Genomic DNA, 15138 nt, shown 5'->3' with positions numbered 1-15138 from the left:
CTTCCATGACCGACACGACGACAGCCTCCTTGCCCCTTCGGGGGCAAACCCTGGCGCTCTGGCTGCCCCGGGCCGAGGTTGTCGTCATCCCGTTGGCAGCCCTTGCCTGCGGGCTTCTGATTTTCTCGGGCTTCCTGCTGGCCCTCGGCAAATCGCCAGCCGAGTTCTATGCCTTGATCTACAAGGCCGGGTTCAGCTCCGCGTTTTCCTGGAAGAATACACTGTCACGCGTGGCGCCGCTGCTGTTCGCCGCACTCTGCGTCGCCCTGCCCGCAAGGCTCGGCCTCGTGGTGATCGGCGGCGAAGGCGCAATCGCACTTGGCGGGCTTGCAGCAGCCGTCACCGGCCTGCTGTTTGTCGGCACGCATCCGGTCGTCGGCTTGACCTTCATGGTCCTGGCGGCCGCCATAACTGGCGCGCTCTGGATGGGTGCGATTGGCTGGCTGCGTTTCAAGCGCGGGGTCAACGAAACCATCGCATCGCTGCTGATGGCCTACATCGCCATCGCGCTTCTGAACCACTTCGTCGAAGGCCCGTTCCGCGACCCGAACAGCCTCAACAAGCCGTCGACCGCACCGCTCCCGGAGAGCCTGCTTATAGGCAACATGCCGATCGGCATCGAGGTCCATTGGGGTTTCGGCGTCGGCGTATTGGCCTGCATTCTGTCGTGGGTCCTGCTTGACCGGACCACCATCGGCTTTGCCGCCCGCATTGCCGGCCAGAACATCCGCGCCGCACAGGTGCAGGCCCTGCCGGTCGGCAAGCTGATCATCGGGTTCACAGCACTTGGCGGCGCCTTCGCCGCGCTGGCCGGCTTTTTCGAGGTCACCGCCATTCACGGCGCGGCCAATGCGTCGCTCGTCGCCGGCTATGGATACACGGGCATCCTGATCTCGTTCCTCGCCCGGCACAATCCTCTGGCGATCATCCCGGTCGCGATCCTGCTTGCCGGTTTCGAGGCCTCCTCCGGGCTGGTGCAGCGCCGCATGGACCTGCCCGACGCCACCATACTGGTCATGCAGGGCATCGTCTTCGTGGTGTTGTTGCTCAGTGAAACCCTTTATGGCCGCCTCGCGATCTTCCGGCCGAGCTTCTGGAGACAGCATTGAGCGAGCCCGTCGATATCGGTCTCTGGGCCGTTCCCATCGCCATGCTTGGCGGCGCGATCCGCGTCTCGACTCCCTTCCTCTTCGTGTCACTCGGCGAATGCCTGACCGAGCGCTCGGGCCGGATCAATCTTGGTCTTGAAGGCACGCTGGTATTCGGCGCCATGGCGGGCTATGCGGTCGCCTTTGAGAGCGGCTCGGCATGGTTCGGCGTTCTCGCGGCGGCCTTTGCAGGCGCGTGGTTCGGCCTCTTCCACGGCTGGATTTGCCGCTTCAAGGGCGTCAACGACATCGCCATCGGCATCGCACTGATGCTGCTCGGCATGGGGCTCGCCTTCTTCTTCGGCAAGTCCTACATCCAGCCCGTCGCCCCCGACCTGCCATCGATCCCGCTTGGCTGGTGGACAGAAATCCCGCAACTCGAGGCCGCGCTACGCATCAACGCGCTCTTCGTCATCGGCGCTGTGCTTGCGGTCGCCATGGCCTGGATGTTCCGCTCGACCCGCATCGGCCTGATGGTCCGCGTGGTTGGCGACAGCACTGATGCCGCACGCGCCATCGGCTTCAACCCCAATCTCGTCCGGCTGTTGTCGACCGCTGCAGGCGGCGCTTTGGCCGGCGTCGGCGGCGCCTATCTGTCGCTCTACTATCCCGGCAGCTGGAACGAGGGGATTTCCTCAGGACAGGGCCTGATGGCTGTTGCGCTGGTGATCTTCGCCCGCTGGAACCCGGTCAACTGCTTCTGGGCGGCGATCCTGTTCGGCAGCGCCGGCGCGCTCGGCCCGGCCCTGCAATCGGTCGGCGTGACGTCCGGCTACTACTTGTTCTTTGCTGCGCCCTATGTGCTGACCCTGGGGCTCCTGATCCTGACCTCTTCGCCGCATCGTGCGATGACCGGCGCACCGCGCGAACTATCCATAACAAAGTGATCCATCACGAAGTAAAGGGACGGCCTCATGAGCGGACTGGGCGGATTGAACAAGTCGGAACACGGGGTCGTCATCGGAACCGTGCAGTTGCAACTGCCCGTGGTTGCAACACCCGCGGACCTCGCCGCACAGACCGCAAGGATCGTCGAACTGGTCGGCAAGGCGCGCCGCAACATGGCGACCATGGATCTGGTGGTTTTTCCGGAATACGCGCTCCACGGTCTCTCCATGGACATCAATCCGGAGATCATGTGCAGGCTCGATGGCCCGGAAGTCGCCGCCTTCAAACAGGCGTGCATCGACAACGCGATCTGGGGCTGCTTCTCGATCATGGAGTTCAATCCCGGCGGCATGCCCTACAATTCAGGGCTGATCATCGATGACGAAGGCGAAATCCGGCTCTATTACCGCAAGATGCATCCCTGGGTTCCGGTCGAGCCATGGGAACCCGGCGACCAAGGCATCCCGGTTTGTGACGGGCCGAACGGCTGCAAGCTCGCCCTGATCATCTGTCACGACGGCATGTTCCCTGAAATGGCACGCGAATGCGCCTACAAAGGCGCCGAGATCATGATCCGCACGGCCGGCTACACGGCGCCGATCCGCGAGAGCTGGAGATTCACCAACCAGTCCAACGCCTTCTGCAACCTGATGGCGACCGTCAATGTCTGCATGTGCGGTTCGGACGGCACTTTCGACAGCATGGGCGAAGGCATGATCTGCAATTTCGACGGCACGATCATCGCGCATGGCACCGCTGGCCGCGTCGACGAGATCATCACCGCGGAACTGCGTCCGGATCTGATCCGCGAAGCCCGCACCAGTTGGGGCGTCGAGAACAACATCTACCAGTTCGGGCATCGCGGTTATGTCGCCGTCAAGGGCGGCGCGCAGGATTGCCCCTACACCTACATGACCGATCTGGCCGCCGGCGCCTACCGCCTGCCATGGGAGGACGACGTAGAGGTTACTGACGGAACATCATGCGGCTTCCCCGCACCGACCCGCGCCTTTGGCGAAATCATGAAACACAACGAGGCAGCCGAATGAGCACCATCGACAGCACCCCCTACGCCTGGCCTTACAATGGCGATCTGCGTCCGGAAAACACCGCGCTGATCGTCATCGACATGCAGACCGATTTCTGCGGCAAGGGCGGTTATGTGGATGCCATGGGCTACGACCTGTCGATGACCCAGGCGCCGATTGAGCCGATCAAGGCGGTGCTGAAGGCGATGCGCGCCAAGGGCTATCACATCATCCACACCCGCGAAGGTCACCGCCCCGATCTCTCCGACCTGCCCGCCAACAAGCGCTGGCGTTCGCAGCAGATCGGCGCCGGCATCGGCGATCCAGGCCCCTGCGGCAAGATCCTGGTGCGCGGCGAAACGGGTTGGGATATCATTCCGGAACTCTATCCCGAAGACGGCGAGATCATCATCGACAAGCCCGGCAAGGGCTCCTTCTGTGCAACCGATCTGGAAATGATCCTGCGCACCAAGGGTATCGACAACCTGGTGATCTGCGGTATCACCACCGATGTCTGCGTGTCGACGACGATGCGCGAAGCCAACGACCGCGGCTTCGAATGCGTGGTGCTGGAAGATTGCTGCGGCGCCACCGACAAGGGCAATCACGACGCGGCGCTCAAGATGGTGACCATGCAGGGCGGCGTCTTCGGTGCGGTCTCTGACAGCGCCAAGCTGATCGCCGGGCTGGTCTAGTGCGCAGCCCCAAAGCATTTACCGCGATCAGCGTCGAAGCCGTCGCCATGACCATGCGGTTTGGCGACTTCACCGCGCTCGACAATGTGACCATGCGCGTCGAGGCAGGCAGCTTCCACGCGCTCCTGGGCGAGAATGGCGCGGGCAAGTCGACGCTCGTCAAATGCATGATGGGGTTCAACAGACCGACCGATGGCGAACTGCTTGTCAACGACCGCCAGGAGGAGATATCCGACCCGGTCGATGCCCAACGGCACGGCCTTGGCATGGTCTACCAGCATTTCACACTGGTCCCTTCGCTCACCGGAAAGGAGAACCTGGTCATCAGCCGGGCCGACACGCCGCAGGTGATCAACTGGGCCGAAGAGAGCCGTCGCCTTGATGCGTTTCTAGAAACGATGCCCTTCCGCGCGCCACTCGACCGGCCGGTCAGCGATCTGTCTGCGGGCGAGAAGCAGCGCCTGGAAATCCTCAAGCAGCTCTACCTCGGCAGCCGCTTCCTGATCCTCGACGAGCCGACCTCGGTGCTGACTCCGGCCGAAGCCGACGAGATCCTCGGCCATGTGCGCAGCCTTTGCACCGCCGGCCAGCTCACCGCCCTGATGATCACGCACAAGTTTCGCGAGGTGACCGCCTTTGCCGACCATGTCACGGTGCTGCGCCGCGGCAAGAAGGCGGGCAGCGCCAAAGTCGGTGAAGTCTCCAACGAAGACCTCACCCGGATGATGGTGGGCAAGGAAGTGTCCGGCAACAAGGCGGAACGCCGGCCGGTGACCAATACGCGCGTGCTCGAACTCGCCAATCTTCGCGCCCCGGACAAGACCGGTCTGAAAACCATCGAGATCGACGAACTGCAAGTCCATGCCGGCGAGATCGTCGGCATCGCCGGCATTTCGGGCAACGGTCAGAAGGAACTGATGGAAATGCTGACCGGGCAACGTCCGCTGACCGGCGGCGAGATCCGGGTCAAGGACCGGGCCTACGGCGCGACACGGGCCGAATCCATCGAGGCAAGAATCCGGTTCCTGCCCGAGGAACCACTGCAGAATGCCTGCGCGGCGAGAATGAGCGTCGCCGAGAACCTCGCCTTCAGAACCTTCGACCACTCATCCGACGGCGCCCGGCGCCTGTGGAACGACACCGCCGGCATGCAGAGCGCCGCCAGCGGGTTGATCGCCGAGTTCAACATCAAGACGACCTCGCCGCATGCGCCCGTCGGCACCCTGTCGGGCGGAAACGTACAACGCACCGTTCTCGCCCGCGAGTTGACCGGCGACGTGGACCTGCTGATCGTCGCAAATCCATGCTTCGGACTCGACATTGCCTCGGTGACAGCAATCCGCGAGCGGCTTGTCGAGTCGCGCAACCGTGGTGTCGCAATCCTGCTGATTTCCGAGGATCTGGACGAAATCCTGGAAGTGTCGGATCGCGTCGCGGTGATGAGCGGCGGGCGTATTGTCCACACCGCACGGATCGACCAGACCGACAGCGCCGAAATCGGGCGCTACATGGCCGGCGGCTGATACGCCGCCGTAAACCGCCGGATCGATGTCAGTTCCAGACCTGCTCCGGATCGGGCAGCGGGATCGCGTCCAGCAACTCGCGCGTATAGGCCGCCGACGGATTGTCGAACAATTCGGCGGTCGGTGCGTTTTCGACAATCTCGCCATGATGCAGCACCAGAATGCGCGTGCACAGCCTGCGGATCACCGAAAGGTCGTGGCTGATGAAGGCGAGCGTCAGGCCGAGTTCGGCGACGAGCCGTTCCAGCAAGGCCAGTACCTGCGCTTGCGACGACACGTCCAGCCCGGAGACGATCTCGTCGGCGAGGATGAAATCCGGCCGCAACGCGATCGCCCGGGCAATGCCGACACGTTGGCGCTGGCCACCGGAGAGTTCGTGCGGATAGCGCTCCGCAAAGCCCCGCGGCAGGCCAACATGATCGAGCGCCTCGAGCGCCGCCTCACGGGCGTTTTCCACGCCCTGCAGCCTGAGCGGCGCGGCGATCAACCCGCCGACCCGGTGCCGCGGATTGAGCGACGACATCGGGTCCTGGAAGATCATCTGGAAGCGCTTGCGCAGCGGCCTGAGTTCGGTCTCCTCCAGATGCGTGATGTCGCGTCCGTCGAAGCGCACCGTGCCTCCGGTCGGCTCCAGCAATCGAACCAGTGCCCGGCCGAGCGTCGATTTGCCGGAACCCGAACCGCCGACGATCCCGAGGATCTCGCCGCGCGGGATCGAGAAACTCAGCCCCTTGAGGATTTCATTGCGTGGCACGGCGCCGAACAGCGGCCGCCGTGTCATGTCCGGCAGCGAGAGCTCCAGATTGTCGACTTCGTAGAGATCAGCCATTTTGCAGCTTCCTGTCGGCGGCCTCGACATCGGCCCTGACTGCGGCGACAACGGCCTCCGGCACTGGCGTCAGGCTGGCTTCCGGATCGGTGTATTTCGGTGTTGCGGCGAGCAGCGCGCGCGAATAGTCATGCGCCGGAGCCTCGAAGAAACGGGCCACATCCGTCGCCTCGACGATCATCCCGCCATAAAGCACCGAAAGCGACTGGCAAACCTTCGACACGACGCCCAGATCGTGCGTCACGAACAACAACGCCGTGTCATGGTGGCCCTGCATTTCACCTATCAGCTTCAGGATCTGCTTTTGCACGGTCACGTCCAGCGCAGTCGTCGGTTCGTCGGCGACAATCAGCTTCGGCTCGGCGGCAAACGCGGCAGCGATCAGGATGCGCTGCCGCATGCCGCCGGACAGTTCGTGCGGATAGCTGCGCAGGATGCGCTTGGGATCGGCGATATGCACCTCGTCGAGAAGCTCGATCGCCCGTTGCCGGGCCCGCGCGCGATCCCATCCGAGAATGTCGGTCAGCCGGTCGGTAATCTGCGGCTCGATCCGCCGCGACGGATTGAGCGCTGTCAGCGGGTCCTGCGGGATCAGCGCGCAGGACTGGCCGAGCCGCCGCCGGTGCTCGGCCTTGGAAAGCTGCAGCAGGTCGACCCCGTCCAGCTCAATCTTGCCCGACACGATCTCGACAGAGCGCGGCAGGATGCCGAGCACCGCCTTGCCGATCATCGACTTGCCGGCCCCGGATTCGCCCACCAGCCCGTGCACCTCGCCGGACTTGACCGTCAGCGATACATCGCGCAGCAGCCGCATGTCGGTTCCGGTCAGCCGAACCGTGAGATTGGAAATGCTCAGATAGCTCATCGCAGCACCGGATCGAAGCGGTCCTTCAGCCCCTCGCCCAACTGCGAGAAGGAAAGAACGGTCAGGAATAGGGCGATCAGCGGGAACACCATCACCCACCACGCCTGATGGATCGATCCACGTCCCTCGGAGATCATGCTGCCCCAGGTCGGATCGTCGGTCGAGATCGACAGGTTCACGAAGGACAGGATCGCCTCGACGATGACCGCGATGCCCATCTCCAGCGTCAGCAGCACGACGGTGGTCGGCAAGACGTTCGGAAGGATCTCGACCAGCATGGTCGACAGTCGGCCACGGCCTGCGATCTGCGCCGACGCCGGATAGTCCATCGCACTCTGCGCCATCGCCTCGGCGCGCACCACGCGCGCGAACCGCGTCCAGTCGATCACCACGATCGCGATGATGATCGAAATCAGGCCGGGGCCGAGAACCGCGATCAACAGGATCGAGAACAGCACCGGCGGGAACGCCATCCAGATGTCGATCAGCCGCGAAATCACCACGTCGACCCAGCCGCGCATATAGCCGGCCAGCAAACCGAGGATCGAGCCGATCAGTCCGGTCAGCACGCCGGCCGCCACCGCCACGATCAACGCCACACGCGCGCCATGCAGGATACGCGCCAGCACGTCCCGCCCGAGGCTGTCGGTTCCCAGATAGTAGCCGGGCTCGGCGCCCGGCAACCAGAACGGCGGCAGGCGGCCAAGAAACAGATCCTGCTCCAGCGGGTTATGCGGGCTCAGCAACGGGGCAAAGATGGCGGCGATCACCAGGAACAGCAGCCAGCCGCCGGAAAGCCACAGCCGCAGGCCGATCCCGCGTCGGACATGTGCGCGACCGTCAAGCATGACGAAGCCTCGGATTGAGCAGCGCATAGGTCAGGTCGACTACCAGGTTGACCGCTGTGAAGATGACCGCAAACAGGATGACGATGCCCTGGATCAGCGGCAGGTCGCGGTTGATCACCGCATCGATTGCCATGTTGCCGAGCCCCTCATAGCTGAACAGCCGTTCGATGATCACGGTGCCGCCGATCAGGAAGGTGAACTGCACCCCGACCAGCGTCAGCGTTGGTAAAACGGCGTTAGGCAGCGCTTCGCGCAGGATCACCCGGTTTTCGCCGAAACCCTTGGTCCGCGCCAGCGTCACATAGTCCAGATGCATGGTTTCCTTCAGCGATTGCTTGAGCAACTGTCCGATGATTGCGGCCAGCGGGATGGCCAGCGCCAGCGCCGGCATGAACATGTGGCTGACAATGTCCGCCCACAGGTCGAAGCGCAGCCGGAACACGCTCTCGAACAGATAGAAATTAGTGACGAACGGCAGGTCCAGCGATGGCGTGATCCGCCCGGAAATGTGGAAGATCGGCCATGCGACGCCAAATAGCAGGATGAAAACCAGCGCCCACAGGAAATCAGGGATCGACAGCGCCATCCCGTTGGCCACGTCGATCCCGGCCTCCACCTTGGTGCCGCGCTCGCGCGTTCCGGTCAGCGCCGCCGCGCCGCCCAGGATGACCGCGATCACCAGCGCCATGATCGACAGTTCCAAAGTCGCCGGCAGCCGCCCCAAAACAAGATCGAGCACCGGTTGGCGCGCCGTTATCGAAGTCCCGAAATCGCCCTGCAGCACGCCGCCGACCCAGATGACGAACTGATGCGGGATCGACTTGTCGAAACCGTAGAGCGCGGTAAGCCGCGCGATGTCCTCTTCCGTCGCACCGGGCGGCAGCATCATGGCAATCGGATTGCCCGGCACCACGCGGATCACGAAAAAGACGATCACCGCCACGCCGAACAGCGTCACGGCGGTGCTTGCCAACCTGAAAAGTATGGAACGAACCAGTTGCATTCTGTTTGATATCCGCCAGCGTGCGCTTCGGCACCCGCAAAGTTGGAGCGTTTCCCGATTAGGCTGTTGCAGCTAGCCGTTAAACGATCGAGTGCGAGACGGGGGAGACCCCCGTCCCGCGTTATCCCCCTCTTGATGATTGACGGCCGTCAGGACCGTTTCATCAGATGCGGCAGCAATGCGCCCGAAGCATGCGGTGTTACGGTCACGCCCTTCGCCGACAGGATCGGCTGGACATACTGCAGCAGCGGAATGACCAGCCCGTTTTCGGCAATGTGCCGGTCCACGGCCTTGTAGCCATCGATACGCTTGTCTTCGTCCGCTTCGCCCCACAGCGGCGCGATCATGCCGATGACGTCCTCGCCATCCCACACCGAGTGCGGGCTCGGGCCGAACATCGAGAAACCGGTCGACGTTGACGGATCGCCCACCGAGTTGCCCCAGTTGTAGAACGCGGCCGGTGCCAGCGCGTCGGCGGCGCGCAACTCGAAGTGCTTGGCGATCTCGTAGACCTCGATTTCGGCCTCGATGCCGACCCGGCGCCACAGACCGACCACCGCCTGGATCATCTCGTAATCCTTCGGCTTGAAGCCCTTCGTGGTCTGGATCTTGAACTTGACCGGGTTGTCCGGGCCGTAGCCGGAAGCCGCCAGAAGTTCCTTGGCCTTCTCCGGATCGTAGGCGACCGAGATCGTCGGATCATAGGCGTCGTATTCCGGCGTCTGCAGGGTGTCGATCGCAACGCCGTAGCCCGACAGCAACCGGTCGATGATCGTCTGCTTGTCGATCGCATGCGCGCAGGCCTTGCGTACATTCGGGTCGAGCATGACATCGACATCGTTGATGAAGATCATCCCGATATCGGAGATCGGTGCTGCAACGCCGTTGAGATTGCCCTTCAGGCGGTCAAATTCCTCATACGGCATTTCGAGCGTCACATGGGCGTTGCCCGATTCCACTTCCGCCACACGCGCCGTCGCGTCCGTGACAAACTTGATGGTGACACTTTCGAAGTCTGGCTTGCCGCCCCAGTAATTCTCGTTGGCCTTCAGGCGCACGAAGGCATTGCGCTCGAACTTCTCGACCATGTAGGGGCCGGTTCCGATCGGCGCGGCTTCGAAGCCTTCCGGACCGACCTTCTCGTAGTAGGCCTTTGGCAGGACATAGCCCGTCAGGAAGTACATCCATTTGAAGATCGTTGGGTCGAACTGCTTCACGTCGGCGGTGACCGTGTTGCCCTTCGCCTGGAAGTTCTCCAGCGTCGACCAAATGAAGTTGATCGGGTTGCCGGTGTCCGGATTGGCGGCGCGCGCCAGGCTCCAGGCCACGTCTTCGGCGGTGAACGGGCTGCCATCGTGCCAGGTCACGCCTTCGCGTACTGTCATCATCACCTTGGAGCGATCTTCATTCCATCCCCATTCGGTCACCAGGCCCGGTGCCGGCGACAGGTCCGGCTGCTGCAAGATGAACTGGTCGAAAACCGACTGGTAGATGCCCTGGATGGTCGGGTTGACCGCCGAAGGACCGGTGGTCGGATCCCAACTCGGCAGCGGCACGTTGTAGGCGATGACCAGTTCGTCGATGCCCTGTGCCATGGCGGGTAGACCGATAGCACCGGTCGCCGCCGTGGCGGCGGTCAATTTCATCAGATTGCGGCGTGAAAGCTTCATGATACTCCCCTGTTTCCTTTTCTGTTCATTTTCCCGCGAGGCTCGTGGCCAGCTGGAAACCCGATCCGGCCCCCGTGCCCGCGCCGGGCCATACAGCCGCCCCGGTCAGGTACAGGTTCCTTATAGGCGTCGATCCATCGGCATGGCCAGGAGCGGGCCGGAACAGGAAATTCTGCGGCAGGTGGTGGCTGCCGCAGACCTGGTCGCCGCCGACGAGGTTGGGGTTGTCCCCTTCCAGGTCGGCCGGTGTCACGATGCGCTGGCCGAGAATTTTCTGCCTCGTGCCCGGCGCGTAGGTTTCTAGAATATCGAGCGCCCGCTCGGCGAACGGTTCGCCGGCGTGCTGCCAGTCGCGCGCCTCGATCTCGCCCTTGGCGTCGCCTGAGATCTCGCCCGGCGCCATGCGCACCTGCACCCACAGCACATGCTTGCCGTCCGGGGCCCGCGACGGATCGAAAACCGTCGGCTGGCCGACAACGAGCACCGGTTCGTCGGGCAGCATGCCCGCGACCGCCTGCTGGTAGGTTCTGGCCATCTGGTCGAGCGACGGCGCCAAATGCACATACGCAAATGTCTTCAGGTCCTCGCCGGCGGCCCAGTCCGGCAGATCGGAAAGCGCGAGATGGATCATCATCGTGCCGGGCGCATGGGTGTATCGCGTCATCGCGGCATCGTAACGGCTTGCGATCCCGCCCGACAGGCGAACCAGCGCAGCAGGCGCGACCCCTGCAATCACCGCCTTTGTCGCACGGATCGTCCGGCCGTCGGCCAGTTCGATCCCGGTCGCGCTGCCGTTTTCATGAACAATGCGCTTTACCGCGGCCCCGCATTCCACGTTGCCGCCGCGCGCCGTCACCGAGGCGACCATCGCCTTGACGATCGTATCCGCGCCGCCCGTTCCCAGCGCCATCCCGAACGCCTGACCGGCCATGCCTTCCAGATACGGAAAGATCGCGCCACCGGCGATGTCCGGCGCGAAATCGAGATGCATGCCCCAGGCTGCCAGCATCGCTCGCACCTGCGGCGATTCGAACTTCTCAGTGAGGTCGCGGCGCGGCGACGAAAGCAGAAAGCGGATCATCTGCAACAGGCCTGCCCGGCCACGCTCCCGGAAGACCGTGAACAAAAAATATGCAAATGAATATATTTTACCCTTGCTGCCGAGCAACCGCAGCAGGTGCGGCGCTTCGGCGCCGAACTCGGCCGCCAGCGCTTTCCAGCGTTCCGCGTCTTTTGGCGAGAAACCGGCAATACTGGAAACGGTAGCGTCCATGTCCATGGAGACGCCGCACCACCGGCCATCGGGGAAAGCGCTCGCGAAAGGATTGGCGACCGGCACGAACTCCAGCCCGTGGCCGGCCAGCTCCTCACCATGCGTTTTCATAAAGGCGCTGCCCGCAAACAGCGAAAGGTTCATGGCCGCCCAATCATGGCGGTATCCCGGCAGCGTGTATTCCCCGGTCTTGACCGCGCCACCCGGCTCCAACGCCTGCTCGAACACGCCGACCCGCCAACCGCGCGCCGACAGGTGCACCGCTGCTGCAAGAGCATTGTGTCCGGCTCCGATCAGCACGGCATCATATTCGTCGCGCAACAGCGTCCTCCTGATTATCGGCAGATATTTGCATTTGCATGCATTCTTGTCTAGTGTATATCGCAAGCAAGTGACATCGCGATGCAACAAGGGAGATTGAAATGAGCTCAACTAACGTACTGGGGGAGCTTGCGGGCTTGCTGACCTCCGGCGGAATCGAAATCGTGGACTGTTCCGGCACGCTCGGCCCGGATACGCCGCTTCTCAAGCTCCCGCCGGAACTGGCCAAGGACACGCCGAAGATCGAGATCCACAAAATCAGCGAGTACGACAATGACGGTCCGTTCTGGGCCTGGAACTGGCTGAAAGTCGGCGAACACTCAGGCACCCATTTCGACGCGCCGCACCACTGGATCACCGGCAAGGACTTCTCCGACGGCTACACCGACACGCTCGACGTCCAGCGCCTGATCGCGCCGGTCAACGTGCTCGACTTTTCGGCCGAATGCGCCGCAAACAACGACTTTCTTCTGACCATCGATCACGTCAAGGCGTGGGAAGCCGAGCATGGCGAAATCGGTGCCGGCGAATGGGTCGTGCTGCGCTCCGACTGGGATCAATACGCAGGCGACGAGGCACGCTTCCTCAATGCCGACGAGAACGGCCCGCACACGCCCGGACCGACAGCCGAAGTCGTCACTTACCTGATCGACAAGGGCATTGTCGGCTGGGGCAGCCAGTGCATCGGCACCGACGCCGGCATGGCCGGCGGCATGGAACCGCCCTTCCCGGCGCACAACCTGCTGCACAAGAACAACCGCTTCGGTCTGGCGTCGCTTGCCAATCTCGACAAGCTGCCGCCCAAGGGCGCAATCCTGATCGCCGCGCCGCTGAAGATCGTCAACGGTACCGGATCGCCGATCCGCGCCCTGGCGCTCGTGCCGCGGAGCTAAGCGTTGCAGGCCGATCACGTCATAATCGGTTCGGGCATCAACGGGCTGGTTGCCGCCAGCCTGTTGGCGCTCAAGGGCCGCAAGGTGCTTGTCCTCGAGCGCGAAGCGACGCTCGGTGGCTGCATGCGCTCGGAAGAAGTCACGCTGCCGGGTTTCACGCATGACGTGATGGCCGCAACCTTCGTCCTGTTCATGACCGGACCTGCGGGCGGCGAACTCGGCCCGCATCTCGCCCGCCATGGTTTCGAATACTGCCATTCGCCAAACCCGACCGCGGTTCTCCGGCCGGACGGCAGCGCACTTGCGCTGACCATGGATCAGGCCGCGAATGTCGCCGCTTTCAATGCGCTGGCCGCGGGCGATGGCGACAGGCACGCCGCCGATGTCGGCCAAATCGCTGCCGACGCGCCGTTCCTGTTTGCCCTGCTCGGCGGCAATCTCTGGTCGTGGCAGACGGCGCGGCTCCTGTTTGGCCAGATGCGCAAGCGCGGTGCCCGCGGGCTCGCCGCATGGATGGGTACGGCATTGGCCCCGGCGCGCGGCTGGTTGGAAGCCAACTACAAGAGCCCGGATGTCCAAGCCCTGTGGGCGCCGTGGGTTCTGCACACCGGCCTGACGCCGGAAAGCACCTATTCCGCCCAGATGGGCAAGGTCATCGCATTCGCGCTGGAAGCGGCCGGCGCGCCGATCGTCAAGGGCGGCTCGGCCGCTGCGGTCGCGGCCTTCAAGGGCCTCATCGAGGAAAAGGGTGGCGTCCTGCGCACCGAAGCCGATGTCGAGCGGATCGTTGTTCGCGATGGCCGTGTGACCGGCGTTCGTCTGGCCGGTGGCGAGGAGATTTCCTGCAGTTCCGTGCTGGCATCTGTCGCACCGGGGCAGCTCTACGAGCGCCTGCTGGAAGACACGGACCTGACGCAGGACAAGGCTGCAACCGGCCAGTTCCGGCATGGCCGCGGCGATTTCCAGTTGCACTACGCGCTCGACAAGCACCCGGAATGGCTGTCGCCGGGTCTCGATGATGTCGCCCTCATTCACCTGACCGACGGGATCGACGCAGTTTCCAAATCGGCGAACGAGGCCGAGCGCGGCATGCTGCCGGAAACCCCGACCATCTGTGTCGGTCAGCCGCACCGTTTGGACCCGTCGCGCTGCCCGGACGGCAAGGCGATCCTGTGGCTGCAGATCCCCGACGCGCCGCGCACCATCAAAGGCGACGCCGCCGGCGAGATCGACGGCAAGGAATGGGACGAAGAAACCCGCGAAGCGTTCGCCGACCGTCTCGAGACGATGCTGTCGCGCCACATCAAGGACTTTGACAAGATCAAGCTGGCGCGCCGCGCCTACTCGCCGCGCGACCTTGAGTCCATGAATGTCAATCTTGTCGGCGGCGACCCATATGGCGGCCATTGCGGCATCGACCAGTTCTTCATCTGGCGGCCTTTTGCGCATTCGACCAACGGAACCGGACCGGTCAAGGGCCTGATCCACATCGGCGCGTCCACGCATCCCGGTCCCGGACTGGGCGGCGGATCCGGATTCAACGCAGCCAAGAGGCTCGGTGCATGAACGACCAACCGCAGCAGGCACCTTTTATGAAGTTGGGCGAGATCGGCCTCAACAACTTCGCGCCCTACCTGATGAACCGCATCATGGGACGCTACAACGAGTCGCTGCGCGAAGAGATGGTGGAACGCGGCCTGACCACGCCCAAAGCCCGCACGCTTGCCGTGCTTTCGGTCAATGACGGGCTGCTGATCCGCGATCTGTCTGTCTACACGGTGACCGAACAATCGACGCTCAGCCGGGCGCTTGACCAGTTGCAGTCCGACGGCCTTGTTCGCCGCGAAACCGATACGCTCGACCAGCGGGCAGTCAGGGTTTTCCTGACCGATGACGGTCGGGCCGCCTTCGAAGCGTTGTGGCCGCAAATGTCGGCCGCGTATTCGCGGATGTTCCGTGGCATCACCGAGGATGAACGTGCTGCATTCATCGGCACGCTCCGCAAGATGCTCACAAACGTGCGCAGGCACGAGCTGTAGGCCGACCGGAAATGCGTGAACTCCCTCTCGTCGGGCGCGCAGAATCGGCCTTGTGGTCCGATGCAGCCGCAATCCGGGTGCCACCGGCTGTTTCCACGCGAAACGGCCGGGCTGA

At 63.5% G+C, this 15138-nt stretch carries 14 protein-coding genes; 8 read left to right on the top strand and 6 right to left on the bottom strand.

The window, feature by feature from the left end; genetic code table 11:
- The first annotated feature begins 5 nt into the window (after window positions 1–5).
- From ACO06R_RS10160 to ACO06R_RS10140, 5 genes are read left to right on the top strand one after another with little or no spacing between them, the layout of a single operon-like run.
- A complete protein-coding gene (locus tag ACO06R_RS10160; protein ID WP_421848916.1) occupies window positions 6–1109 on the top strand; it encodes an ABC transporter permease in 1104 nt (367 codons plus the stop codon).
- Window positions 1110–1150: 41 nt separating this feature from the next.
- Window positions 1151–2035 carry an ABC transporter permease gene (locus ACO06R_RS10155; protein ID WP_421859333.1) on the top strand — a complete coding sequence of 295 codons (885 nt, stop codon included), beginning with the start codon at window positions 1151–1153 and terminating at the stop codon, window positions 2033–2035.
- Between the two features lie 27 nt (window positions 2036–2062).
- Window positions 2063–3085 (top strand): formamidase, encoded by a 1023-nt coding sequence (locus ACO06R_RS10150; RefSeq protein ID WP_421848913.1) that lies wholly within the window; start codon window positions 2063–2065, stop codon window positions 3083–3085.
- The gene (locus ACO06R_RS10145) at window positions 3082–3759 is read left to right on the top strand and encodes a cysteine hydrolase family protein (RefSeq protein WP_421848910.1); all 678 of its coding nucleotides are present in this window, start codon (window positions 3082–3084) and stop codon (window positions 3757–3759) included. Before ACO06R_RS10150 ends, ACO06R_RS10145 begins: the two co-directional genes overlap by 4 nt.
- A gap of 47 nt (window positions 3760–3806) precedes the next feature.
- On the top strand, window positions 3807–5282 hold the full coding sequence (locus tag ACO06R_RS10140; protein ID WP_421859330.1) for an ABC transporter ATP-binding protein: 1476 nt from the start codon (window positions 3807–3809) through the stop codon (window positions 5280–5282).
- Window positions 5283–5310: 28 nt separating this feature from the next.
- On the opposite strand, the gene ACO06R_RS10135 is transcribed toward ACO06R_RS10140, so the two are convergent.
- From ACO06R_RS10135 to ACO06R_RS10110, 6 genes are all read right to left on the bottom strand, one after another.
- Window positions 5311–6111 carry an ATP-binding cassette domain-containing protein gene (locus tag ACO06R_RS10135; protein ID WP_421848907.1) on the bottom strand — a complete coding sequence of 267 codons (801 nt, stop codon included), beginning with the start codon at window positions 6109–6111 and terminating at the stop codon, window positions 5311–5313.
- Entirely contained in the window at window positions 6104–6976 is an 873-nt protein-coding gene (locus ACO06R_RS10130) for an ABC transporter ATP-binding protein (protein WP_421848904.1), read from the bottom strand. The genes ACO06R_RS10135 and ACO06R_RS10130 overlap by 8 nt, the downstream gene beginning before the upstream one ends.
- On the bottom strand, window positions 6973–7824 hold the full coding sequence (locus ACO06R_RS10125; protein WP_421848901.1) for an ABC transporter permease: 852 nt from the start codon (window positions 7822–7824) through the stop codon (window positions 6973–6975). The genes ACO06R_RS10130 and ACO06R_RS10125 overlap by 4 nt, the downstream gene beginning before the upstream one ends.
- Window positions 7817–8827 (bottom strand): ABC transporter permease, encoded by a 1011-nt coding sequence (locus ACO06R_RS10120; protein ID WP_421848898.1) that lies wholly within the window; start codon window positions 8825–8827, stop codon window positions 7817–7819. Before ACO06R_RS10120 ends, ACO06R_RS10125 begins: the two co-directional genes overlap by 8 nt.
- 149 nt (window positions 8828–8976) lie before the next feature.
- Window positions 8977–10497 (bottom strand): ABC transporter substrate-binding protein, encoded by a 1521-nt coding sequence (locus ACO06R_RS10115; RefSeq protein ID WP_421848895.1) that lies wholly within the window; start codon window positions 10495–10497, stop codon window positions 8977–8979.
- Between the two features lie 25 nt (window positions 10498–10522).
- Window positions 10523–12091 carry a phytoene desaturase family protein gene (locus ACO06R_RS10110; RefSeq protein WP_421848892.1) on the bottom strand — a complete coding sequence of 523 codons (1569 nt, stop codon included), beginning with the start codon at window positions 12089–12091 and terminating at the stop codon, window positions 10523–10525.
- 101 nt (window positions 12092–12192) lie between these two features.
- Between ACO06R_RS10110 and ACO06R_RS10105 the strand changes: the two genes are divergently transcribed.
- The 3 genes from ACO06R_RS10105 to ACO06R_RS10095 are packed head-to-tail and all read left to right on the top strand — an operon-like array spanning window position 12193 to window position 15023.
- Window positions 12193–12984, top strand: a complete 792-nt coding sequence (locus tag ACO06R_RS10105; protein WP_421848889.1) for a cyclase family protein — start codon at window positions 12193–12195, stop codon at window positions 12982–12984.
- Between the two features lie 3 nt (window positions 12985–12987).
- Window positions 12988–14550: a phytoene desaturase family protein gene (locus tag ACO06R_RS10100; RefSeq protein ID WP_421848887.1), complete on the top strand. Its 1563-nt coding sequence runs from the start codon at window positions 12988–12990 to the stop codon at window positions 14548–14550.
- A complete protein-coding gene (locus ACO06R_RS10095; protein WP_421848884.1) occupies window positions 14547–15023 on the top strand; it encodes a MarR family winged helix-turn-helix transcriptional regulator in 477 nt (158 codons plus the stop codon). Before ACO06R_RS10100 ends, ACO06R_RS10095 begins: the two co-directional genes overlap by 4 nt.
- The last annotated feature ends 115 nt before the right edge of the window (window positions 15024–15138 follow it).

Source organism: Oricola sp. (assembly GCF_965230365.1).
Taxonomy (GTDB): Bacteria; Pseudomonadota; Alphaproteobacteria; order Rhizobiales; family Rhizobiaceae; genus Oricola.
The sequence above is the reverse complement of the archived record's forward strand: the minus strand, read 5'-3'. Positions and strand labels throughout refer to the sequence as shown.

Excerpts from the sequence above, each read along its gene's own strand:
- ACO06R_RS10160 (WP_421848916.1), top strand. The coding sequence starts at position 6 with ATGACCGACACGACGACAGCCTCCTTGCCCCTTCGGGGGCAAACCCTG.
- ACO06R_RS10155 (WP_421859333.1), top strand. The coding sequence starts at position 1,151 with ATGCTTGGCGGCGCGATCCGCGTCTCGACTCCCTTCCTCTTCGTGTCA.
- ACO06R_RS10150 (WP_421848913.1), top strand. The coding sequence starts at position 2,063 with ATGAGCGGACTGGGCGGATTGAACAAGTCGGAACACGGGGTCGTCATC.
- ACO06R_RS10145 (WP_421848910.1), top strand. The coding sequence starts at position 3,082 with ATGAGCACCATCGACAGCACCCCCTACGCCTGGCCTTACAATGGCGAT.
- ACO06R_RS10140 (WP_421859330.1), top strand. The coding sequence starts at position 3,807 with ATGACCATGCGGTTTGGCGACTTCACCGCGCTCGACAATGTGACCATG.
- ACO06R_RS10135 (WP_421848907.1), bottom strand. The coding sequence starts at position 6,111 with ATGGCTGATCTCTACGAAGTCGACAATCTGGAGCTCTCGCTGCCGGAC.
- ACO06R_RS10130 (WP_421848904.1), bottom strand. The coding sequence starts at position 6,976 with ATGAGCTATCTGAGCATTTCCAATCTCACGGTTCGGCTGACCGGAACC.
- ACO06R_RS10125 (WP_421848901.1), bottom strand. The coding sequence starts at position 7,824 with ATGCTTGACGGTCGCGCACATGTCCGACGCGGGATCGGCCTGCGGCTG.
- ACO06R_RS10120 (WP_421848898.1), bottom strand. The coding sequence starts at position 8,827 with ATGCAACTGGTTCGTTCCATACTTTTCAGGTTGGCAAGCACCGCCGTG.
- ACO06R_RS10115 (WP_421848895.1), bottom strand. The coding sequence starts at position 10,497 with ATGAAGCTTTCACGCCGCAATCTGATGAAATTGACCGCCGCCACGGCG.
- ACO06R_RS10105 (WP_421848889.1), top strand. The coding sequence starts at position 12,193 with ATGAGCTCAACTAACGTACTGGGGGAGCTTGCGGGCTTGCTGACCTCC.
- ACO06R_RS10095 (WP_421848884.1), top strand. The coding sequence starts at position 14,547 with ATGAACGACCAACCGCAGCAGGCACCTTTTATGAAGTTGGGCGAGATC.